Origin of the sequence: Streptomyces daghestanicus, assembly GCF_020521275.1 — a bacterium.
In the GTDB taxonomy this organism is placed as follows: domain Bacteria; phylum Actinomycetota; class Actinomycetes; order Streptomycetales; family Streptomycetaceae; genus Streptomyces; species Streptomyces griseoviridis.
Genome location: NZ_BNDX01000014.1, coordinates 292,333 through 314,415, shown reverse-complemented (window position 1 = coordinate 314,415; position 22,083 = coordinate 292,333). Strand labels below are relative to the sequence as shown.

20 protein-coding genes are annotated in these 22,083 nt (G+C 73.1%); 11 read left to right on the top strand and 9 right to left on the bottom strand.

What is annotated here, in order from left to right:
- Nucleotides 1–135: 135 nt before the first annotated feature.
- Entirely contained in the window at nucleotides 136–1,806 is a 1,671-nt protein-coding gene (locus Sdagh_RS26635) for an AMP-binding protein (RefSeq protein WP_189422884.1), read from the top strand.
- A gap of 150 nt (nucleotides 1,807–1,956) precedes the next feature.
- Here the strand turns inward: Sdagh_RS26635 and Sdagh_RS26630 are convergent, their stop codons facing one another.
- Entirely contained in the window at nucleotides 1,957–2,262 is a 306-nt protein-coding gene (locus Sdagh_RS26630) for an SCO0607 family lipoprotein (RefSeq protein ID WP_226535860.1), read from the bottom strand.
- 264 nt (nucleotides 2,263–2,526) lie between these two features.
- On the opposite strand from Sdagh_RS26630, the gene gcl reads away from it, so the two are divergent.
- Nucleotides 2,527–4,311, top strand: coding sequence for a glyoxylate carboligase (gene gcl, locus Sdagh_RS26625; RefSeq protein WP_189422886.1), 1,785 nt, complete (start codon nucleotides 2,527–2,529; stop codon nucleotides 4,309–4,311).
- 71 nt (nucleotides 4,312–4,382) lie between these two features.
- Here gcl and Sdagh_RS26620 read toward each other — a convergent pair whose 3' ends face one another.
- The 4 genes from Sdagh_RS26620 to Sdagh_RS26605 all read right to left on the bottom strand — a co-directional run bounded on the left by Sdagh_RS26620 (nucleotide 4,383) and on the right by Sdagh_RS26605 (nucleotide 8,801).
- Nucleotides 4,383–5,009 carry a TIGR04222 domain-containing membrane protein gene (locus Sdagh_RS26620; RefSeq protein WP_189422888.1) on the bottom strand — a complete coding sequence of 209 codons (627 nt, stop codon included), beginning with the start codon at nucleotides 5,007–5,009 and terminating at the stop codon, nucleotides 4,383–4,385.
- Nucleotides 5,010–5,398: 389 nt separating this feature from the next.
- Nucleotides 5,399–6,856 (bottom strand): catalase, encoded by a 1,458-nt coding sequence (locus Sdagh_RS26615; protein WP_189422890.1) that lies wholly within the window; start codon nucleotides 6,854–6,856, stop codon nucleotides 5,399–5,401.
- A gap of 174 nt (nucleotides 6,857–7,030) precedes the next feature.
- Nucleotides 7,031–7,921, bottom strand: coding sequence for a 2-hydroxy-3-oxopropionate reductase (locus Sdagh_RS26610; protein ID WP_189422892.1), 891 nt, complete (start codon nucleotides 7,919–7,921; stop codon nucleotides 7,031–7,033).
- Nucleotides 7,922–7,970: 49 nt separating this feature from the next.
- A complete protein-coding gene (locus Sdagh_RS26605; RefSeq protein WP_189422894.1) occupies nucleotides 7,971–8,801 on the bottom strand; it encodes a TIM barrel protein in 831 nt (276 codons plus the stop codon).
- 124 nt (nucleotides 8,802–8,925) lie between these two features.
- Between Sdagh_RS26605 and Sdagh_RS26600 the strand changes: the two genes are divergently transcribed.
- From Sdagh_RS26600 to Sdagh_RS26565, 8 genes are all read left to right on the top strand, one after another.
- Nucleotides 8,926–9,177 carry a YkoF family thiamine-binding protein gene (locus Sdagh_RS26600; protein WP_189422896.1) on the top strand — a complete coding sequence of 84 codons (252 nt, stop codon included), beginning with the start codon at nucleotides 8,926–8,928 and terminating at the stop codon, nucleotides 9,175–9,177.
- Nucleotides 9,174–9,542, top strand: a complete 369-nt coding sequence (locus Sdagh_RS26595; RefSeq protein ID WP_189422898.1) for a helix-turn-helix domain-containing protein — start codon at nucleotides 9,174–9,176, stop codon at nucleotides 9,540–9,542. Before Sdagh_RS26600 ends, Sdagh_RS26595 begins: the two co-directional genes overlap by 4 nt.
- 164 nt (nucleotides 9,543–9,706) lie before the next feature.
- Entirely contained in the window at nucleotides 9,707–10,216 is a 510-nt protein-coding gene (uraD, locus tag Sdagh_RS26590) for a 2-oxo-4-hydroxy-4-carboxy-5-ureidoimidazoline decarboxylase (RefSeq protein ID WP_189422900.1), read from the top strand.
- Between the two features lie 16 nt (nucleotides 10,217–10,232).
- Nucleotides 10,233–10,625, top strand: coding sequence for a hydroxyisourate hydrolase (gene uraH / locus Sdagh_RS26585; protein WP_189422910.1), 393 nt, complete (start codon nucleotides 10,233–10,235; stop codon nucleotides 10,623–10,625).
- Nucleotides 10,626–10,631: 6 nt separating this feature from the next.
- Entirely contained in the window at nucleotides 10,632–11,564 is a 933-nt protein-coding gene (gene pucL, locus Sdagh_RS26580; protein WP_189422912.1) for a factor-independent urate hydroxylase, read from the top strand.
- Nucleotides 11,565–11,627: 63 nt separating this feature from the next.
- Entirely contained in the window at nucleotides 11,628–13,055 is a 1,428-nt protein-coding gene (locus tag Sdagh_RS26575) for a nucleobase:cation symporter-2 family protein (RefSeq protein ID WP_189422914.1), read from the top strand.
- A gap of 41 nt (nucleotides 13,056–13,096) precedes the next feature.
- Nucleotides 13,097–14,476 (top strand): 8-oxoguanine deaminase, encoded by a 1,380-nt coding sequence (locus Sdagh_RS26570; RefSeq protein ID WP_189422916.1) that lies wholly within the window; start codon nucleotides 13,097–13,099, stop codon nucleotides 14,474–14,476.
- Nucleotides 14,477–14,695: 219 nt separating this feature from the next.
- Complete coding sequence (locus Sdagh_RS26565; RefSeq protein ID WP_189422918.1) at nucleotides 14,696–16,081, top strand: nucleobase:cation symporter-2 family protein; 1,386 nt, start codon at nucleotides 14,696–14,698, stop codon at nucleotides 16,079–16,081.
- Nucleotides 16,082–16,195: 114 nt separating this feature from the next.
- Here Sdagh_RS26565 and Sdagh_RS26560 read toward each other — a convergent pair whose 3' ends face one another.
- Entirely contained in the window at nucleotides 16,196–16,843 is a 648-nt protein-coding gene (locus Sdagh_RS26560) for a hypothetical protein (RefSeq protein WP_189422920.1), read from the bottom strand.
- A 451-nt stretch (nucleotides 16,844–17,294) separates the two neighbouring features.
- On the opposite strand from Sdagh_RS26560, the gene Sdagh_RS26555 reads away from it, so the two are divergent.
- Entirely contained in the window at nucleotides 17,295–17,891 is a 597-nt protein-coding gene (locus Sdagh_RS26555) for a response regulator transcription factor (protein WP_189422922.1), read from the top strand.
- Between the two features lie 127 nt (nucleotides 17,892–18,018).
- On the opposite strand, the gene Sdagh_RS26550 is transcribed toward Sdagh_RS26555, so the two are convergent.
- From Sdagh_RS26550 to ramS, 3 genes are all read right to left on the bottom strand, one after another.
- Nucleotides 18,019–19,803: an ATP-binding cassette domain-containing protein gene (locus tag Sdagh_RS26550; RefSeq protein WP_189422931.1), complete on the bottom strand. Its 1,785-nt coding sequence runs from the start codon at nucleotides 19,801–19,803 to the stop codon at nucleotides 18,019–18,021.
- Nucleotides 19,800–21,860: an ATP-binding cassette domain-containing protein gene (locus tag Sdagh_RS26545; protein WP_226535836.1), complete on the bottom strand. Its 2,061-nt coding sequence runs from the start codon at nucleotides 21,858–21,860 to the stop codon at nucleotides 19,800–19,802. Before Sdagh_RS26545 ends, Sdagh_RS26550 begins: the two co-directional genes overlap by 4 nt.
- A 78-nt stretch (nucleotides 21,861–21,938) precedes the next feature.
- Nucleotides 21,939–22,067, bottom strand: a complete 129-nt coding sequence (ramS, locus tag Sdagh_RS26540; protein ID WP_189422941.1) for a mycelium formation morphogenetic lantipeptide SapB — start codon at nucleotides 22,065–22,067, stop codon at nucleotides 21,939–21,941.
- Between the last annotated feature and the right edge of the window lie 16 nt (nucleotides 22,068–22,083).

Here is a 22,083-nt window from a genome sequence, read left to right as displayed (position 1 = left end):
GCACGGTGCCGACGGGTGCCCGGACGGCCGGCGGGCATGCGCCGCGGGTGTCCGGTGACTGGTGCGACCAGGGGAGATGAGCCGAAGATGGCCCCGAGCCGCCCGGCCATGTCCGGCACCTAGGAGGACGACACGATGACGACGGCGACGGAGAGCTTCCGCACGGCCCGCGATTTCCTGCTGGAGCACCGCGAGGACTACGCGACCGCGTACGCGGGGTTCCGGTGGCCCCGCCTCGAACACTTCAACTGGGCCCTGGACTGGTTCGACGTCATCGCGGCCGGCAACGACCGGACCGCCCTGCACATCGTCGAGGAGGACGGGACGGAGACCCGGCGGTCCTTCGCCGAGCTGTCCGCCCGCTCGAACCGGGTCGCGAACCGGCTGCGTGCGCTGGGCGTCGGCGCGGGCGACCGCATCCTGGTGATGCTGGGCAACCAGGTCGAGCTGTGGGAGACGACGCTGGCCGCGATGAAGCTGCGCGCGGTGGTCATCCCGGCCACCCCGCTGCTCGGCCCCGCCGATCTGCGGGACCGGGTGGAGCGCGGCCGGGTCGCGCAAGTGATCGTGCGCTCGGCGGACGCCGGCAAGTTCGCGGACGTCCCCGGCGCGTACACCCGTATCGCGGTCGGCGGCGCGGTGGAGGGCTGGACGCCGTACGAGGAGCCGGCCGCCGGCTCCGAGGTGTTCGAGCCCGACGGCCCGACGCCCGCCGACGCGCCCCTCATGCTCTACTTCACCTCAGGGACGACCGCCCGTCCCAAGCTGGTCGAGCACACCCATGTCTCCTACCCGGTCGGGCATCTGGCGACGATGTACTGGATCGGCCTGAAGCCCGGTGACGTGCACCTGAACATCTCCTCGCCGGGCTGGGCCAAGCACGCCTGGTCCAACCTGTTCGCGCCGTGGAACGCGGAGGCGACGGTCTTCGTGCACAACTACACCCGGTTCGACGCGGGCCGGCTGCTGGCGGAGATGGACCGGGCCGGTGTGACCACCTTCTGCGCCCCGCCGACGGTGTGGCGGATGCTCGTCCAGGCCGACCTGACCCAGTCGCGCACCCCGCCGCGCGAGGCGGTGGCCGCCGGGGAGCCGCTCAACCCCGAGGTCATCGAGCAGGTCCGCCGGGCATGGGGGGTGACGGTCCGTGACGGGTTCGGGCAGACCGAGACGGCCGTGCAGATCGCCAACAGCCCCGGGCAGGTGCTGAAGACCGGCTCCATGGGCCGCCCGGGACCCGGCTACCGCGTCGTCCTGCTCGACCCCGTCACCGGTGAACCGGGCGCCGCCGAGGGGGAGATCGCCCTCGACCTGAGCGAGCGCCCGGTGGGCCTGATGGCCGGGTACCACGGCGACCCGGAGCGCACCGCCGAGGCCATGGCGGGCGGCTACTACCGCACCGGTGACATCGGCAGCCGGGACGCCGACGGCTACCTCACCTACATCGGCCGGTCCGACGACGTCTTCAAGGCGTCCGACTACAAGATCTCCCCCTTCGAGCTGGAGAGCGCCCTGCTGGAGCACGAGGCGGTCGCGGAGGCCGCCGTCGTCCCCGCCCCCGACGAACTGCGCCTGGCCGTGCCGAAGGCGTACGTCGTCCCGGCGGCGGGCTGGGAGCCGGGCCCCACCCTCGCCAAGGCCCTGTTCGAGCACTCCCGCCAGGTCCTCGCGCCCTACAAGCGCATCCGCCGCCTGGAGTTCGGCGACCTGCCCAAGACCGTCTCCGGCAAGATCCGCCGCATCGAACTGCGCGAGGCGACGGCCGCCGGATCGGACGCGGAGTACCGCGAGGAGGACTTCCGCTGATCCCGGGCCCCGAACGGGGCGGCCCCGGTGGCCCCTCAGGTCTCGCGGACGACGCGGTGGGCGGGAACGTCTAGAAGACCGATGAAGATCTCGCGGAGGGGCTGTCGGGCCGGAGGCTGGACAGCCCCTCCACAAGATCTTCATCAGCCTCTAGCCGGCGATGTCGATGAGCTTGCCGTTCTCGTCCAGCGTGTGGGTGTTCCAGTACACGTCCCACTTGTCGTCGACCTGCTTCGGCACCTTGCCCTCGGGGTAGCGCGCGTACCCCGCCGGCGGCTCCTCCGCGTCCGCCACGCAGGCGGAACCGGAGGAGCCGACCGCCAGCACCGGGTACTCGCCGCCGCCGCAGATGTTCTCGCGGTACTCGAAGCCGGCGCATCCGGTGAGGGCCAGCAGCGCGGCGCCTGCCGCGAGGGCGGCGAGGCGGAAGGGGGCCGTTCGGCGGGGCGCGTTCATCATCGTCTCCAGTCGCTGGGTGTGCCTCCACTCTCGCCGCCGCCCGCCCGCTCCACCTGAGTACGCGCACTCAGTCCGGCCTGCGCGGACACCCAGTTCCCCACCCGTCGGTGAGCCCTCCTCCCTTGACGTCCCCGGACCACCCACCTACCTTACTTCCAACATGTAAAACTCTACTTTCGCTATGCGGAATACGCGGACACTGCACGGCGTGGGCGCGACGGGCGTGGTTCCGACCAGGTTCGACCAGCAGGAGTAACTCGAATGGCTCGTATGACCGCTGCCCGTGCGGCAGTTGAGATCCTCAAGCGCGAGGGCGTCGCGGACGCGTTCGGTGTGCCGGGCGCTGCGATCAACCCCTTCTACGCCGCCCTCAAGGCGTCCGGCGGCATCACCCACACCCTCGCCCGGCACGTCGAGGGCGCCTCGCACATGGCGGAGGGCTACACCCGTACCCACCCCGGCAACATCGGGGTCTGCGTCGGGACGTCCGGCCCCGCCGGCACCGACATGATCACCGGGCTGTACTCGGCGACCGGCGACTCCATCCCGATCCTCTGCATCACCGGCCAGGCACCGACCGCGGTGATCCACAAGGAGGACTTCCAGGCCGTCGACATCGCCTCCATCGCCGCGCCGGTCACCAAGATGGCGGTGACCGTGCTGGAGGCGGCGCAGGTCCCCGGCGTCTTCCAGAAGGCGTTCCACCTGATGCGCTCCGGGCGCCCCGGCCCGGTCCTGATCGACCTGCCGATCGACGTGCAGCTCACGGAGATCGAGTTCGACCCGGAGACGTACGAGCCGCTGCCCGTCTACAAGCCGGCCGCCAGCCGCGCCCAGATCGCCAAGGCGCTCGGCATGCTCAACGCCGCCGAGCGCCCGCTGATCGTGGCCGGCGGCGGGGTCATCAACGCCGACGCCGCCGCCCTGCTGGTGGAGTTCGCCGAGCTGACCGGTACCCCGGTGGTGCCGACCCTGATGGGCTGGGGCGTGCTCCCCGACGACCACGAGCTGAACGCCGGCATGGTGGGCCTGCAGACCTCGCACCGCTACGGCAACGCCACCTTCCTTGAGTCCGACTTCGTCCTCGGCATCGGCAACCGCTGGGCCAACCGCCACACCGGCAAGCTCGACGTCTACACCGCCGGACGGACCTTCGTGCACGTCGACGTCGAGCCGACGCAGATCGGCAGGATCTTCGCCCCGGACTACGGCATCGCCTCCGACGCCAAGGCGGCGCTCGCCCTCTTCGTCGAGGCGGCCCGGGAGATGAAGGAGGCCGGCACGCTGCCCGACCGCTCCGCGTGGGCCGCCGCCGCGCAGGAGCGGAAGGCCACCCTCCAGCGCCGTACGCACTTCGACGACATCCCGATCAAGCCGCAGCGCGTCTACGAGGAGATGAACAAGGCGTTCGGACCGGAGACCCGGTACGTCTCCACCATCGGTCTCTCGCAGATCGCCGGCGCCCAGATGCTGCACGTCTACCGGCCCCGGCACTGGATCAACTGCGGTCAGGCCGGCCCGCTCGGCTGGACCGTGCCCGCCGCGCTCGGCGTCGCCAAGGCCGACCCGGAGGCCCAGGTCGTCGCCCTCTCCGGGGACTACGACTTCCAGTTCATGCTGGAGGAGCTGGCGGTCGGCGCGCAGCACCGCATCCCGTACGTGCACGTCCTGGTCAACAACGCCTACCTGGGGCTGATCCGGCAGGCGCAGCGGGCCTTCGACATCGACTTCCAGGTCAAGCTGGAGTTCGAGAACATCAACTCGCCGGAGCTGGGCGTCTACGGCGTCGACCACGTCAAGGTCGCCGAGGGCCTGGGCTGCAAGGCGATCCGGGTGACCGACCCGGCCGAGCTGGGTGCCGCCTTCGAGCAGGCCAAGAAGCTCGCCGCCGAGTTCCGGGTGCCGGTCGTGGTGGAGGCGATCCTGGAGCGGGTCACCAACATCTCCATGTCGGGGACGAACGACATCTCGAACGTGGTGGAGTTCGAAGACCTGGCCACCGAGCCGGGGCACGCCCCGACGGCCGTGAGGACGCTCAAGGTCTGACACCTCCGCGAGAGAGGGCGGTCCGTTCCCCCGGGACGGGCCGCCCTCTCGTCATGGGGTGTCACCGGTGGTCAGTCACCCCCGCATCCGCCGCCGCCTCCTCCTCCGTCACCCCCGTCGCCGTGGCCGGTCACGTCGCCGAGCGCGCCGGCCCGGCGCAGGAACCGGCCCCGGCGGCGCGCGCGCCCGGCGTCAGGTCCGGCGGCCGGTCCGGTCAGCAGCCCCGCCCGCACGGCGAAGCGCGGCAGCAGCACGCGCAGCGCCTCCGTGCCGTGCAGGGCGACGGCCAGCAGCGTGTCGTCGTCCGCCAGCCCGTGCCCGTCCGCCGGCAGCGGGTACCGCTCCCGCAGGAACGCCACCCGGCGGCGGGCGGTCCGGTTCGGCGAGAGCCGCGGGGAGCGCAGCAGGCCCGCGTCCGCCAGCGGGATGCGGGTCAGGGACACCGCGAGCCGTACGTCCGGATCGCGGGCCAGCTCCCGTACGGTGAGCGGCTCGCGCAGGCAGTCCAGGACGGTGCCGGTGAACGGCGCCAGCCCCTCCGGTTCCGGTCCCGTCGCGCAGAGGGTCCGCCCCGGCCCGGTCTCGACGGCGCCCGCCAGCCGCAGCGCCACCACCGCCACCGTGACGGCCGCCCGTTCCCCGCCGGCCAGCAGCGCGATCTCGTGTGCCGCCAGCCCGAAGGTCGCCTCCGTGTCCATCCGTCTCACCCCCGTGTGCCCGGGAATGTGCCCGGTGTCCGGGGTGGTCCAAGCACGCGGACGCCGGTTTCAGAGGAAGACTTGAGGTCCCGCGACAGCGGGAAGCGCCGGACGCGGGAACGTTCGTCCGCGTCCGGCGCTCGACCGGGGGAGGGAGGTGCTGTGGCCGGGACCGCGGCGGGCGGGACGGGGCCGGGTGTCCCCTCCCCTCAGGTCGTAGGAGAAGACTCCGGTCCCTTCACCACCGCACTGGCTCACGCCCGCCGCGGTCCTCGGTCCCGCACCGCGGCGCACCGGCCGGTCACCCCTCATCCGGGCCGGCCGGTACGCCGCGGGTCGCGCGCGCGGCCCCGGCCTCCCCGCCGGGTGCCGCGCGCGAGCCGGTGGCGTCAGTCCTCGCGCAGGGCGCGGACCGCCGCCTCCACGCGCTTGCCGTACGCGGGGTCGGCGGCGTGGAAGTGGGCGAGGTTCTTCTCGATCACGTCGTCGCGGGAGACCTGCGACAGGCCCCCGGCGATGTTCGCGACCAGGCGCTTCTTCTCGTCCTCGGTCATCAGCCGGTACAGCTCGCCGGCCTGGAAGAAGTCGTCGTCCTTGGTGTGCTGCGGCGCCGCGTGGGTGCCGGTGTGCCCGGAGACGGCGAGCGGGGCGGCGAGCGGACGGCCGGTCTCGACGGGGCCGTCGTAGGAGTTCGGCTCGTAGTTCTTGGCGTACCGGGGCTGGGAGTTGGCGGCCATCAGGCCGTCCCGGCCGTAGTTCTCGGCGGTCGTCGCGCGGGGCGCGTTGACGGCGAGCCGGGTGTGGTTGACGCCGAGCCGGTAGCGCTGCGCGTCCGCGTAGGCGAACAGGCGGCCCTGGAGCATCTTGTCGGGGGAGGGGCCGATGCCGGGCACGAAGTTGTTCGGGGAGAACGCGGCCTGCTCGACCTCCGCGAAGACGTTGTCGGGGTTGCGGTCCAGCACCAGCCGGCCGACCCGGCGCAGCGGGTAGTCCCTGTGCGGCCACACCTTGGTCACGTCGAACGGGTTGAAGCGGTAGCCGGCCGCCTCCGCCACCGGCATCAGCTGCACGTGCAGCGTCCAGGACGGGTGCACCCCGCGCTCGATGGCCTGGAGCAGGTCCGTCTGGTGCGAGGTGGGGTCCTGGCCCGCGATCTCGGCGGCCTGCTCGGCGGAGAGGCAGCGGATGCCCTGGTTGGTCTTGAAGTGGTACTTGACGTAGAACGCCTCGCCCTCGGCGTTCGTCCACTGGTAGGTGTGCGACCCGAAGCCGTCCATGTGCCGGTACGACGCCGGAATGCCGCGGTCGCCCATCAGCCAGGTCACCTGGTGCGTGGCCTCGGGGGAGTTGGCCCAGAAGTCCCAGACGTTGTCCGGCTCCTGACGGCCCGTGAACGGGTCCCGCTTCTGCGAGTGGATGAAGTCGGGGAACTTGATCGGGTCCTTGACGAAGAACACCGGGGTGTTGTTGCCGACGAGGTCGTAGTTGCCCTCGCGGGTGTAGAACTTCACCGCGAAGCCGCGCGGGTCGCGCACGGCGTCCGCGCCGCCGAGCGAGTCCGCCACGGTCGAGAAGCGGACGAACACCTCGGTGCGCTTGCCGACGGTGTCCAGGAACTCGGCGTGCGTGAAGTCCGTGACGTCGTCGGTGACCTCGAAGTGGCCGTAGGCGCCGGAGCCGCGGGCGTGCACCACGCGCTCCGGGACGCGCTCGCGGTTGAAGCGGGCGAGCTTCTCCAGCAGGTGCTGGTCCTGGAGCAGGAGGGGGCCGCCGATGCCGGCGGAGGCGGAGTTCTGGTTGTCGGCGACCGGGGCGCCGGACTCGGTGGTGAGCACGCGCTGCGACATCGTGGACCTTCCGTGCGGGTAATCGGCGGAAACTTGTTTCCGCTTCGTGGAGCCTAGGTTCGGGGTGTTCGACACGTCAACAGTCTGTTGAAGTGGATCCGGGCGGCGCCGGGCGCTCGGGCGCGACGGGACAGGTGTCGACGCCCGGCGCCGCCCGGGGTTCGGGGGCGCGGCTCAGACCCGGGCGCCGGAGAGGCGCTCCACGGCCCGCAGCAGCGCGGAGTGGTCGAGGCCGCCGTCGCCCTGCGCGCGCAGGGAGGTGACGAGCTGCGCGACCACGGCGCCGACCGGCAGGGCGGCGCCGACGGTGCGGGCCGCGTCGGTGACGATGCCCATGTCCTTGTGGTGCAGGTCGATGCGGAAGCCGGGCTTGAAGTCCCGGTTCAGGAAGTTCTCCTTCTTCCGCGCCAGCACGGTGGAGCCGGCCAGGCCGCCGCCGAGGACGTCGAGCGCCGCCTTCAGGTCGACGCCGGACTTCTCCAGGAAGACTACGGCCTCGGCGCACGCCTGGATGTTGACGGCGACGATGAGCTGGTTGGCGGCCTTCACCGTCTGCCCGGAGCCGTGCGGCCCGCACAGCACGATCGTCTTCCCCAGCGCCTCGAAGATCGGCCTGGCCTCGTCGAAGTCGGCCTGCCCGCCGCCGACCATGATGGACAGCACCGCCTCGATCGCCCCGGCCTCCCCGCCGGAGACCGGCGCGTCCAGCACGCGGACGCCCTTCTCCTCGGCGGCCCTGGCGAGGTCGATGGAGGTCTGCGGGGTGATGGACGACATGTCGATCAGCAGGGCGCCGGAGCGGGCGTGCGCCAGGATGCCGTCGGGGCCGTAGGCGATGGCCTCGACCTGCGGGGAGGCCGGGACCATCGTGATGATGACGTCGGCGTCGCGCACCGCCTCGGCGACCGAGCCGGCCGTGCTGCCGCCGGCGGCGGCCAGCCGGTCCAGCTTCTCCTGCTCCAGGGTGAAGCCGGTGACCTGGTAGCCCGCCTTGACCAGGTTCTCGGACATGGGGGAGCCCATGATGCCGAGGCCGATCCAGGCGATCTTCGGGAGCGTGCTCATGAGGGTGCCTCTCGAATGCGGGGTACGGGTACGGGAGCGGGGGCGGCGGTCAGCGGGCCGCGCGGGGCAGCCAGGCGAAGGACTCCGCGCTCGGCCGGTCGCCGGGCTTGTACTCCAGGCCGACCAGGCCCTCGTAGCCGGCCTTCGCGACCTGGTCGAGCAGGTCCTCCAGCGGGAGCGATCCGGTGCCGGGGGCGCCGCGGCCGGGGCTGTCGGCGATCTGCACGTGCCCGGTCCTCGCGGTGAACCGCTCGATGACGCCGGGCAGGTCCTCACCGTTCATGGCCAGGTGGTACAGGTCCATCAGGAACCGCGCGTTGCCCAGTCCGCTGGCATCGTTCACCCGGTCGACGACCTCCACCGCGGCCGGTGCCGACACCAGCGGGCAGCGCGGCGACTCCACCGCGTTCAACGCCTCCACCAGCAGCACCGCGCCGATCCGGTCGGCCGCGCGGGCCGCCAGGACCAGGTTCTCCAGCGCGAGCGCGTCCTGCTCGGCCGGGTCCACGCCCTCCACGCGGTTGCCGTACAGCGCGTTGAGCGCCGTACAGCCCAGCGACTCGGCGAACGCGGCGGTCACCTCGATGTTGGCGCGGAACCGCTCCGACTCCTCGCCCGGCACCGACAGGGCGCCGCGGTCGGGGCCGGGGAGCTGTCCGGCGTAGAAGTTCAGGCCCGTGAGGCGGACGCCCGCGTCCTCGATCGCCCGCTTCAGGGCGTCCAGTTCGGACCGCTGTGGGACCGGCGCGTCGATCCAGGGCCACCACAGCTCGACCGCGGAGAAGCCGGCCGCGGCGGCTGCCGCGGGGCGCTCCAGGAGCGGGAGTTCGGTGAAGAGGATCGACAGGTTGACGGTGAAGCGCTGGTCTGCGAATCCCATGGGGAGGCCGTTTCCCCTTCCGTATCGTGAAAGTTACTTTCTACGTGATGGAAGACTGCCGTCGGGTGTCCGGCGTTGTCAAGGGGGGCCGGTGCGATCGGCCGCCGCGCGTTAGGTTGAGCGCGTGCGATTGAGAGTGGAGTTCACGACCGAGCCCTTCGACCTCGACGAGGCCCCCGCCCACGCGGTGGTCGCCCGGGAGGTCATCGAGGCCGCCGAGCTGGACGCGGTCGACGTCGGCCCGTTCGGCAACACCGCCGAGGGCCGGGCCGACGCGGTGCTCGCCGCCGTGGACGGCCTGCTGCGCCGGACCCTCGACGCGGGCGCCACCCGGGTGTCGCTCCAGGTCAACGTCCTGGAAGAGGGGCAGCGGTGACCGGCGGAGCCGACGAGCCGTTCATCGCGGCGGTCAAGCCCCTGGTGGACGCCATCGGCGGTGAGCTGCTCCCGCCGGACGAGGCCGGCCGGGACGACGTGGTGCTCTCCTGGGAGGGCGCCGAGGTCGTCGCCGTACGCCTGCCCCAGCTCGCCGACTCCCTCGACCACATCCTGGCCGCCATGGAGCGCCGCCGGGGTGTGCCGCTGGCCGACCTCGACCGCAAGGCCAAGCAGGAGGTGGTCCGGAACCTGGAGGCGCGCGGCGCCTTCTCGGTGCGGCACGGCGTGGAGACCGTGGCGAGCGCGCTGGGCGTCAGCCGCTTCACGGTCTACAACTACCTGAACCGCGAAAAGGGCTCCTGACCAGCATATTCAGCCCAGTTGAGCGAGCCGCCGCCCGGACATCGGGCGGCGGCTCCGGCGCAACCACTTCTTTACGGGGAATTTTCAACAGACTGTTGACGCCTTGTTTCCGAGCGCGTTAGCTATCGGCACGCCAGTTCAGCACAAGGCCACGGAGGCTCCCCGTGACGTCCACTTCCACGCCGCCGGGCCTGGCCCGTTTCAACACCCTCGCGGACCCCGCGGCCCGCGCCGCGCTCCACGAGGTGTGCGCCTCGGCGGCCTGGGGAGAGCGGCTGCTCGCCGCCCGCCCCTACGCCGGCTGCGAAGACCTGTACGCCGCGAGCGACGCCGCGACGGCCGCGCTGACCGCCACCGACCTGGCGGAGGCGATGGCCGGGCACCCGCCCATCGGCCGGCCGAAGCCGGGTGACCCCACCTCCTCCCGTGAGCAGGCGGGGATGGCCGGCGCCCCGGACGGGCTGAAGGCCGAGATGCTCGAACTCAACCTGGCCTACCAGGAGAAGTTCGGCCACGTCTTCCTCATCTGCGCCACCGGCCGGACCGGCGAGCAGATGCGGGACGCGGTCAAGGAGCGGATCGGCAACGCGCCCGAACGGGAACGGGAGATCGTCCGCACCGAACTGGGCAAGATCAACCGCATCCGCCTCGCCCGGCTCGTCGACGAGAACTGAAGAGGACGCCCGACCCATGAGCACCAGCACCACCGCCTCCGTGTCCACCCACATCCTGGACACCAGCGCCGGCCGCCCCGCCGAGGGTGTCGCCGTCCAGCTCTCCGCCCGCAGCGGGCGGAACGCCGACTGGCACCCGCTCGGCGGCTCCGCGACCGACGCCGACGGGCGGTGCAAGGACCTCCCGGCCCCGCCGGAGGGCACGACCCACGTACGGCTCGACTTCGCGGTCGAGACGTATTTCGAGAAGAAGCAAGCCGATGTGCAGCAGGACGCCCCCGCGACTCGGGACAGCGGTGCCGTGTTCTTCCCCGAGGTGGCGATCACCTTCGCCGTCAGCCCCGGCGAGCACTACCACGTACCGCTGCTGCTCAACCCGTTCGGCTACTCCGTTTACCGAGGGAGCTAGCAGAAGATGCCGACGATCCTGGGACAGAACCAGTACGGCAAGGCCGAGAACCGAGTCGTAAAGATCACGCGGGACGGCGCCACCCACCACATCAAGGACCTCAACGTCTCCGTCGCCCTCTCCGGTGACATGGACGAGGTGCACTACTCCGGCTCCAACGCCAACGTGCTGCCGACCGACACCACCAAGAACACGGTGTTCGCGTTCGCCAAGGAGCACGGCATCGAGTCCGCCGAGCAGTTCGGCATCCACCTCGCCCGGCACTTCGTCACCTCCCAGGAGCCGATCCACCGGGCGCGCATCCGCATCGAGGAGTACGCCTGGGAGCGGATCGCCACCTCCGACGCCAACTCGAAGTTCATCGGCGCCGACGAGGTCAAGCACTCCTTCGTCCGCAAGGGCCAGGAGACCCGCCTCACCCAGATCACCTACGACGGCGAGAGCTGGGAGGTCATCTCCGGCCTGAAGGACCTGACGGTGATGAACTCGACCAACTCCGAGTTCTGGGGCTACGTCAAGGACAAGTACACCACCCTCCAGGAGGCGTACGACCGCATCCTGGCGACCTCCGTCGCGGCCCAGTGGCGGTTCAACTGGACCGACGACGAGCAGAAGGCCCCCCACTGGGAGAAGTCCTACGAGCAGGTGAGGAAGCACATGCTCCAGGCCTTCGCCGAGACCTACTCGCTCTCGCTCCAGCAGACGCTGTACCAGATGGGTTCGCGCATCATCAACAACCGCGGCGAGATCGACGAGGTGCGCTTCTCGCTGCCCAACAAGCACCACTTCCTGGTCGACCTGGAGCCGTTCGGCCTCAAGAACGACACCGCCGAAGGCGCTGTCTACTTCGCCGCCGACCGCCCCTACGGCCTCATCGAGGCCACGGTCCTGCGGGACGGCTGCGAGGCACGCATCCCGGTCGACATGACCAACCTCTGACGCGGGACGCGCGTCCCCGTGCCCGGATGCGGGCCGGGGACGCGCCACACCGGAGGGAACACCATGGCACAGCCTGCAAAGGGGCCGGCGAAAGCCCCCTGTTCCACCCCGCCGGGGCACACCGAGGACGCCGTCACGTCCGTGCACCCGGTGGACGTCCACCCAGTGGACGAGAAGCTCCACCCCTCGCGGCTCGTCCCCGCCGCGCTCCAGCACATCGCCGCCATGTACGCGGGCGTCGTCACTCCTCCGCTCATCATCGGCCAGGCCTGCGGCCTCGACCTCGCGGCCCGCACCCGGCTGATCGCCGCGTCGCTGCTCATCGCGGGCGTCGCGACCCTGATCCAGACCCTCGGCGTGCGGCACTTCGTCGGCAACCGGCTGCCGTTCGTCAACGCCGCCTCCTCGGCCGGCATCGCCCCGATCCTCGCCATCGCCGAGACCAACGACAAGGGAGCCCAACTCCCCGCCATCTACGGCGCGGTCATGGTCGCCGGTGCCTTCTGCCTCGCCGTCGGCCCCTTCTTCGGCCGGCTGCTGCGCTACTTCCCGCCCCTGGTGACCGGCGTGGTCATCACGCTCATCGGCGTCACGCTGATGCCGGTACCGGTGGGCTGGGCCCAGGGCGGTGACGAGACCGCCGCCGGCTTCGGTTCCATGGGCAACCTGGCGCTGGCCGCGTTCACCCTCGTCGTCATCCTCCTGATGCAACGCTTCGGCAAGGGCTTCCTCAAACAAGTGGCGCTGCTCGTCGGGCTGTTGGTGGGTACGATCGCCGCCGTCCCGTTCGGCATGGCCGACTTCCAGGCCCTGTCCTCCGCGCCGGTCGCCGCCCTGCCCACCCCGTTCGCGTTCGGCGCCCCCGTCTTCCAGCCCGCCGCGATCCTCTCCCTGTGCATCGTGATGCTGGTGCTGATGACCGAGTCCAGCGCGAGCATGCTGGCCCTCGGCGAGATCTGCGACCGCCGCGCCGACGCCGAGGTCATCACCCGGGGCCTGCGCACCGACGGGCTCGCCACGCTGATCGGCCCGGTCTTCGGCTCCTTCCCCACCTCGGCCTTCGCGCAGAACGTCGGGGTCGTCTCGCTGACCCGGGTGCGCAGCCGCTACGTCGTCGCCGCGGCCGGCGCCACCCTGCTGGTCCTCGGCGCCTTCCCGGTCCTCGGCGCGGTCGTCTCGCTGGTCCCGATGCCGGTCCTGGGCGGCGCGGGCATCGTGCTCTTCGGCTCGATCGCCGTCAGCGGCATCCGCACACTGTCCGAGGCCGGACTGGACGACAGCTCCAACATCATCCTGGTGGCCGTCGCGCTGGGCGCGGGCATCATCCCGCTGGCCGCGCCGACCTTCTACGCCGACTTCCCGGCCTGGGCGCAGACCGTGCTCGGCTCCGGCATCAGCGCCGGCGCGATCGTCGCGGTCGCCCTCAACCTGTTCTTCCACCATCTCGGCACCCGGAGCAGCACCACCGCCCCGGCACTCAAATCCTCCTAGGGTCCTGCCGTGCCCTGCCCACGATGAGAAAAGGACGCATCATGGCAGCAACCCAGCGCATTGTGATCGAGAACGGAGCGATCGCGACCGTCGACGACAGGGACACCGAGTACGCCTCCGGGTACGTCGTCATCGCGGACCACCGCATCGAGTCGCTCGGCGCCGGGACGGCCCCCGAGGGCCTGGAGAACGTCGTACGCCGCATCGACGCCTCCGGACACCTCGTGACCCCCGGACTGGTCAACACCCACCACCACTTCTACCAGTGGATCACCCGGGGCCTGGCCACCGACCACAACCTCTTCGACTGGCTGACGGCCCTCTATCCGACGTGGGCGCGGATCGACGAGCCGATGGTGCGCGCGGCGGCCCAGGGGTCCCTCGCCATGATGGCCCGCGGCGGCGTGACCACCGCCATGGACCACCACTACGTCTTCCCGCGCGGCGCCGGCGACCTGTCCGGCGCGATCATCGGCGCCGCCCGGGACATGGGCGTCCGCTTCACCCTCGCCCGCGGCTCGATGGACCGCGGCGCGTCGGACGGCGGCCTGCCGCCGGACTTCGCGGTGGAGTCCCTGGACGAGGCCCTCGCCGCCACCGAGGAAACGGTACGGCAGCACCACGACCCGTCCTTCGGGTCGATGACCCAAGTGGCCGTGGCACCCTGCTCCCCGTTCTCCGTCTCCACCGAACTGATGCGGCAGGGAGCGGAGCTGGCCCGGCGCCTCGGCGTACGGCTGCACACGCACGGCTCGGAGACGGTGGAGGAGGAGAAGTTCTGCCACGAGCTGTTCGGCATGGGCCCCACCGACTACTTCGAGTCCACCGGCTGGCTCGGCGAGGACGTGTGGATGGCGCACTGCGTCCACATGAACGACTCCGATGTCGCCGCCTTCGCCCGCACCGGCACCGGCGTCGCCCACTGCCCGTCCTCCAACGCCCGCCTCGCCGCCGGCATCGCCCGCGTCCCCGACCTGCTCGCCGCCGGCGTCCCCGTCGGCCTCGGAGTCGACGGCACCGCCTCCAACGAGTCCGGCGAACTCCACACCGAACTGCGCAACGCCCTCCTGGTCAACCGTCTCGGCGCCCACCGCGAGAAGGCGCTCACCGCCCGGCAGGCCCTGCGACTGGGCACGTACGGCGGCGCCCGGGTCCTCGGCCGGGCCGACCAGACCGGTTCCCTGGAGGCGGGCAAGCTCGCCGACCTCGTGCTGTGGCGGATGGACACCCTCGCCCACGCCTCCATCGCCGACCCGGTGACCGCCCTGGTCCTCGGCGCCGCCGCCCCGGTGACCGCCTCCTTCGTGGGCGGCCGGCAGATCGTCGGGGACGGCCGGCTGCTCACCGTCGACGAGGACGCGATCGCGCGGGCCACCCGCGACGAGGCGCGGCGGCTGGCCCGGATCGCCGCGCACGGCTGACCCCCACAGAACTCCGGCCGGGAGGGACGGCTCCCGGCCGGCGGCCGCGGCACCCCAGGGCGCCGTGGCCACCGGACCGGACCGCGCGCGGGGACGCGCGCGCTCCGGTCCGGCACCCTCCCCTCCCCTTCCCGTTCGGTCCCGCACGACCCTTTTTCCGCACCACCTCCTTGACACCCACGTCAGAGTCGACGTGCAACCGACCGGAGGCGAGCCGCCGTGGCCGACCACCCAGTTGACGAAAAACTCCCGCCCGTGAAGATGGCGACGACCGGCCTCCAGCACGTGGCCGCCATGTACGCGGGTGTCGTCGCCCCGCCCCTGATCGTCGGCGCGGCCGTCGGTCTCTCCGCCACCGAACTGACCTTCCTGACCGGCGCCTGCCTGTTCACCGCCGGCCTCGCCACCCTGCTGCAGACCCTCGGCATCTGGAAGATCGGTGCCCGGCTGCCCTTCGTCAACGGCGTCACCTTCGCCGGTGTCGCCCCCATGACCGCGGTCGTCGCCTCCACCGACGACAAGTCCGACGCACTGCCGCTGATATTCGGCGCGGTCATCGTCGCCGGTCTCCTCGGCTTCCTCGCCGCACCCGTCTTCTGCAAGGCGGTCCGCTTCTTCCCGCCGGTCGTCACCGGCACCGTCATCACCCTCATCGGCGTCTCCCTGCTCCCCGTCGCCTTCGGCTGGGCGCAGGGCCCCGACACCACCGCCCACGACTACGGATCGCCGACCAACCTGGGCCTGGCCGCCGTCACCCTCGTCATCGTCCTGCTGCTGCGCCGCTTCACCCGAGGCTTCGTCAAGCAGATCGCCGTCCTGCTGGGCCTGGTCGCCGGCACCCTGATCGCCATCCCGTTCGGCGTCACCGACTTCGGCCCGGTCGCGGACGCGGACATCGTCGGCTTCCCCACCCCGTTCCACTTCGGGGCACCCCAGTTCCAGGTCGCGGCGATCGTGTCGATGTGCGTGGTGATGGTGGTGTCGATGACCGAGTCCACCGCCGACATGCTCGCCCTCGGCGAGATCGTCGGACGCCCCGCCGACGAGAAGACCATCGCCGCCGGCCTGCGCGCCGACACCCTCGGTTCGGCGCTCAGCCCGCTCTTCAACGGCTTCATGTGCAGCGCCTTCGCGCAGAACATCGGGCTGGTCGCCATGACCCGCATCCGCAGCCGGTTCGTCGTCGCGGCCGGCGGCGGCTTCCTGGTCCTGATGGGCCTGTGCCCGGTCGCCGCCTCCCTCATCGCCGTCGTACCGCGCCCGGTGCTCGGCGGGGCCGGCGTGGTCCTGTTCGGCTCGGTCGCGGCCAGCGGCATCCAGACCCTGGTCCGGGCCGCCCTCGACAAGGACAACAACGTCCTGATCGTCGCCGTCTCCCTGGCCGTCGGCATCGTCCCGATCACCGCGCCGGAGTTCTACCACGCCTTCCCGGAGACGGCGAAGATCATCCTGGACTCCGGCATCTCCACCGGCTGCGTCGCCGCCGTCCTGCTCAACCTGGTCTTCAACCACCTCGGCAAGGGCCGCGACGCCCAGGACGTGACCCATCCGATGGAGGCGGGGGAGGAGATCAGCGGCGTCGCCCGCACGCCGGCCCCGCACTGACGGCACCCGCCCGGGCCTTCGGGTCCCGCCGCCCGGCGGGACCCGAAGGCCCGGGTCACCGTCACCTCGTGTCCCGCCGGCCGGCCTCGTGGACGCGTGGGCCGGACGGGCTCGTCACGTCCGGCGCGGTGACGCCAGCAAGTGACGGACGCCGGTGCGGGGTTCGGTGTACTCCCCGGCCTGCCAGCCGGCCCGCTCCAGGACGGCCGCCGCCGCCCGCAGCGCCGCGGCGTCCCCGTCGTACACGGCGACCGCCTCGGGCTGCGGGGTCGCCCGCACCCGGTACCCGTCGCCGTCCGGGCCCGCCGGACGGCGCCCGGCCGCCTCCAGGGCCAGCGCGGCGGCCCGCACCAGATGCGTCCGCTCCCAGCCGCAGGGCCGGTCCACGGCACCGTCCGGGTTGGTCATCCGGCGCAGCTCCAGCAGCCCCTGCCAGGCGCCGCGCACCTCGCGGAGCCGGTCCGGCCCGGCGGGCCCCGCCGCCTCCCCGCCGACCCGCGCGGCGAAGACGCCGTCCGGCGCGGAGCCCTCCTCCGGTGCGGGCCCCTTCTCCGGTGCGGGCCCCTTCTCCGGTGCGGGGTCCTCCCGGGTCCGCCGGCCGGCCGGTGTCAGGAAGTGGTCGTGCGGCGGGCGCGGGTGCCGGAAGGCGAGCCCGCGCCGCACCAGGGACGCGAGCTGCGCCGGCGTGCCCTTCAGCCGTCCCGTGACGGGATCGGCGGCGTCGATGAGCCGCCGCTGCGCGGCGGTCGGCGGTCGGAACACCTCACGCACCTTCCTCTCCGGGCCGCAGCCCGATCCGGTCACGGCACGGCTCCGTCACGGCCGAAACGGGCGACGCGTTCACGCCAGTTTGGACGAAGGCGCTTTCCGGCCGCGCTGCCGGCCCGTCCGGCCCGCCCGTCCCCCGCCTTCCGCGCGACCGGTCCGGCCCGGACGGAATCCCTCCGCCGCCGTGGCCAGGAAGCGGGACACCGACACGCCCCCGCCGCCCCGTCGCACGGCCGCCGAATGTAACAGCCGGATTGCGCCCGCGTGACGCCCACCGGTACACCTCCTTCCGAGCGCCGGGAGCGGCGGAATGATTCCGGTGCGCCTTTCACGCCCTTCCCTCGCGTGTTCCCCCCGAACGAATTCGGGCACATGGCCCCTGGCACGGGGGGAGCCGGGTCGGCCGCCCCTGCCGGAGAGCCGCTGAAAAAAGGGGTGGGGGGACATGGTCCGGATTCTCGTGGTGCACGATGAGGAACTGCTGCGTTCGGCACTGGTACAACTGCTCAGATCCGACCGCGCGCTGGAGGTGTCCTCCATAGCGCCGTACGCGGGGATACCGGACCAGGACGTGCTGCCGACGGACGTGTGCGTGGTGGACGGAGAGTGCCTGCAAGGGCCGTACGGGGGGCAGGACGCGCCGTTCCGGGCGCACTGCGGGGAACGGCTGGTGGTCCTGACGACGCCCAGCCGGCCGGGTGTGCTGCGCCGGGCGTTCGACTGCGGCGCGCTCGGGCTGGTCGACAAAAACGCCCCGGCCCAGCGGCTGATCACCGCGGTCCACACCGTGGCCAAGGGGGAGCGGTTCCTCGACAGCACCCTCACCGTGGCCCTGCTCGAAGGCGCGGAGATGCCCCTGACCAGCCGGGAGCTGAGCGTGCTGTCGCTGGCCGCGCAGGGCGCGCCGATGGCCGAGATCGCGGCCCGCCTGCACCTGTCCCGGGGCACCATCCGCAACTACATGGCCACCGCGATCCGCAAGGTGGGCGCCCGCAACCGGGTCGACGCGATACGCATCCTCCAGGACGCCGGCTGGACGTGACCGTCCCGCGCGCCCGGCGGGAAAGGGGGACGGCCACCGGCCGCCCCCGCGCCGCCACGCCGACCTCGTGCGCGTCGACGCGGTCCGGCGTCCCGCGGGCGCGCGCGAGCCTGCCGGTCACCAGGGCTCAGCGGAGCGGACCGGCGTTCCAGTGGCCCGTCAGGTCGCGGTACAGGGGGGACCGGGCCAGCACTTCCTCGTGGGTGCCGCACACCGCCCGTACGCCGTCCAGCACCAGCACCCGGTCGGCGCGGACGGCGGACGACAGGCGGTGCGCCACGACCACCAGCGTCCCCGGCCGCCGGGCGAGCGCCCGTTCCGCGTCCGCCTCGGCCGCCGGGTCGAGATGGCAGGTGGCCTCGTCGAGCAGCAGCAGCGGCGCGGGCGACACGTAGGCGCGCGCCAGCGCGATCGACTGCCGTTCGCCGGGGGAGAGTCCGGCGGGACGCACGGTGGCGTCGAGGCCGCCGATACGGTCCACCAGGGCCGTCAGACCGAGGGCCCGGACGGCCGCGTCGAGGTCGGCGCGGTCCGCGTCCGGACGCAGGTAGGCGAGGTTCTCGCCCACGGTGCCGGAGAAGACGTACGCCTCCTGGGGGATCAGGGTTCGCTCGGCGACGGCCCGGCCGGTGACCGCCCGCCCGGCCACCCGGACCTCCCCGTCGTCCGGCGCGAGGGTGCCCGCGATCAGGCGCAGGAGCGTCGACTTGCCGATGCCGCTCGGCCCCACGACGGCGAGGTGCTCACCCGGGGCGACGCACAGGTCGAGGCCGTCCAGGACCGGTTCGGCGCGGGTCCCGTAGGACAGGGTGACGGAGCGCAGCTCCACCGCCGGGACCGGGCCGGGGCCGCGCGGTACCGCCTCGGCCGGCGGTGCCGCCCGGCCGGAGGCCACCGGTGTCGCGCGGCGGGTGTCCGTGGGCCACGGGTCCGGCCCGGTGACGCGGTCCAGGACGACCAGCAGCCGCGCCCCCGCCGCGCCGAGCGCCGTCATCAGGGTGTGCAGCGCGGGCAGCAGCGACTGCGCGAGATAGGTGAACGCGCCCAGCAGCGCGCCCGTCGTCACGCCCCGCCCGCGCAGCCACGGTACGGCGACCAGCAGCGCCAGCACGGGCAGGTGGCCCGCGACGCCCAGTGCCGCCGTCCGCACCGCCGCCCAGCCGGCCAGGGCTCGGGCCGCCGACGCGGCGTCGGCGACCAGGCGGGCGCCCTGCCGGACCCGGTCGGGTCCGGTCCCGCAGGCCGTGAGGTCGCGCAACGCCGCCCGCGCCCGCGCCGCGTGGTCGCCGAGCGCCTCGTCGGCGGCGAGGGCGCGCCGCTGAGCCGCCGCCATCGGCCGCAGCGTGGCCAGGAACAGCGCCAGACCGCCCAGCAGCGGCGGCAGGACCACCACGAGCAGGGCCGGGTGCAGCGACAGCAGGCCGAGCAGCGCCCCGGCGGCGGTGAAGACGAACGAGCGCAGGGTGAGGACCAGCCCGGCGAAGCTGTCCCGGGCGATCTCGACCTGGTTGGTCAGCCGCGAGACGGCCGCCCGGTCGGTGCCGCCCGGCCCGTGCAGCGCCCGCTCGAGGGACCGGTCGACGGCCCGCCGGACCAGCGCGTCGCGCAGCGGTTCCGTCAGCCCGGCCAGCTCGGCGAACACCCCCCGGACCACCGGCGCGGCGCACACGACGCCGGCGAGGGCGGCCGCGAGCCACAGCAGTCCCGCGCGGGTGTCACCGGCGAGGAAGCCCCGGTCGACGGAGTGGGCGATCGCGTACCCCACCAGGAACGCCTGGCCCGCCTCCGCCAGCGACCACACCGCGAGCCGTATCAGCACCCCCTTGCGGCGGGCGAGGAAACGGCGGGCCGGCGGACCGATCCGCCGCAGCGCCCCGCTCCCGTCGCTCTCCACGGACACCCCGGACGTCATGGACGAGCCCCCTCGGCCGCGGACCGGGACACGGGCGTCCCGGTGTTCTCTGTGTCGTGCACGGGTGTTCTGGTGTTCTCTGTGTCGTGCACGGGCGTCCCGGTGTTGCCTGCGTCGAGCACGGGCGTCCCGGTGTTCTCTGCGTCGAGCACGGGTGCTCTGGTGTTCTCTGAGCCGAGCGTGGGCGCCCCGGTGTTGCCTGCGTCGAGCACGGGCGTCCCGGTGTTCTCTGCGTCGAGCACGGGTGCTCTGGTGTTCTCTGAGCCGAGCGTGGGCGCCCCGGTGTTCCCAGCGCCGAACGCCGGCGTCCCGCCACTCCCGTGCCCGTCCGCCCCCGCGCCCCCGCGCGTGCCCGGCGTCCCGTCCCCGCCGAACACCGCCCGGTACCCCGGGACGCGCCACAGCTCCCGGTGCGTGCCGACCGCCCGTACCCGCCCGTCCTCCAGCCAGACGACCAGGTCCGCCCGGCCGGCGACCGAGGGCCGGTGGGCGACGACCAGCCGTGTGCCCGGACGGGGCGAGCCCCGCAGCGCCCGGTCCACCTCGTGCTCGGTGGCGGTGTCCAGGCTGGACGTCGCGTCGTCCATGATCAGCAGGCGTCCCGCGTGGGCGAACGCCCGTGCCAAACCGAGCCGTTGGTGCTCACCCCCGGAGAGCGGAGCCGCCGCCAGGGGAGTGCCGTCACCGTGCGGCAGCCGGCGGACGAAGCCGTCGGCGCCCGCGGCCGTCAGGGCGGCCCGCACCTGGCCGGGCGAGAGGGACCGCGGCCCCGCGGCGACGGCCTCGGCGACCGTGCCCTCGCCCAGTACCGGCCGCTCGAAGGCGAAGGCGACCTCGGCCCGCAACGCCTCGCGGCTCAGCGCGCCCAGGGGGACGCCGTCCAGCAGCACCTCGCCCTCGTCGGGATCGGTCAGCCGCCCCGCCACGGCCACCAGGACGGACTTCCCCGCCCCGCCGCGGCCGACCACCGCGACGGTCGCGCCGCCCGGAATCCGCAGCGCGTCGGCACGCAGTACTTCCCGGCCGTCGCGCACCACCCGCACCCCGCGCAGTTCGAGCGCGCCCGGACCGTCCGGCGGCAGCTCCCGCGTGCCGTGGACCAGCGCGGGCAGCCGCTCCAGGGCGAGGGTCCGGGCCCGCGCCTGACGGCCCCGTACGAGCGCGCCGAGCAGCGACGCGGCGCCACCGACGCCCGCCGCCAGCTGGGTGTACCGGGCGGCGGCGAGCAGACCGCCCACGCTCAGGGCGCCCGACGCCAGGCGCAGCCCGCCGACGCCGGTGGCGGCCAGCACCAGCAGCGGCACCAGGACGCCGCTGCGGCCCAGCGCCCGGCCGTGCAGCGCCCACATGCGCCGGCCGAGGGCGGCCAGCTCCGGCAACGGGGCCAGCACCCGTGCGCGTTCGCGGGCCGCGGTCCCGGCGGCGGCGATGGTGGCCGCGCCGTCCATGGTCTCCAGGAGCCGGGTGGCGACCTCCGACTGGACACGCTGGTAGGCGGCGACCGACGCGCCGGTGTCCCGGGCGAACGCCCGCAGCACCAGGCCCAGCGCGGGCAGCCCGGCCAGGACGCACAGCGCCACCCATACGTCGACGAGGGCCAGCGCCACGAGCGCGCCGACCGGGGTGACCAGCGACGCCGCCAGCGCCGCCCGGGCCGCCGGGCCGGCCCCCGCGTCGGCGGCGTTGAGCGTGAGGCGGGTCCCGACGTCCCCCGGGGTGAGGTCCCGGGCCCGGTCGGGTACGCAGCCCAGCAGGCCGGCGAGGGCGCGCAGCCGCACGGCGGCCGTCCAGCCGGCGGTGCAGCGGCCGGTGCTCAGCGCGGTGAGGCTGTCGAGGAGCAGCTCGCCGAGGAGCAGCGCGGCGCTGAGCAGCAGCCAGCGCGCCGGGGCGCCGCCGGCCAGCAGCAGATCGAGGGTGGCGCCGAGCGCCAGGGGCTGGGCCACCGCGGCCAGCGCCGCTCCCACCGAGCACAGCAGCACGAACAGTTCGGCCGCGCGGGACGGGCGCGGGCCGTCGGCCGCGTCCCCCGCCGCGCGGGCCCGCCCGGTCGACCTCACCGAGGGCCTCCCTTCCGGCCGTGGACACGGCACCGGCGCCCCGGGCGGACCCGGGGCGCCGGTGCCGAGCCGCGTGGCTCAGTTACAGGTCGTGATGCTCAGGCTGCTGTCGCCGCAGAGGAGCAGGCTCGCGCGGCTGCCGGTCTCGACGTCGCCCATGGCCTCGTCCTTCGGGGTCTCCAGCGACTGCAGTTCGAACAGGTTCATGGCGTTTCCTCTCGTA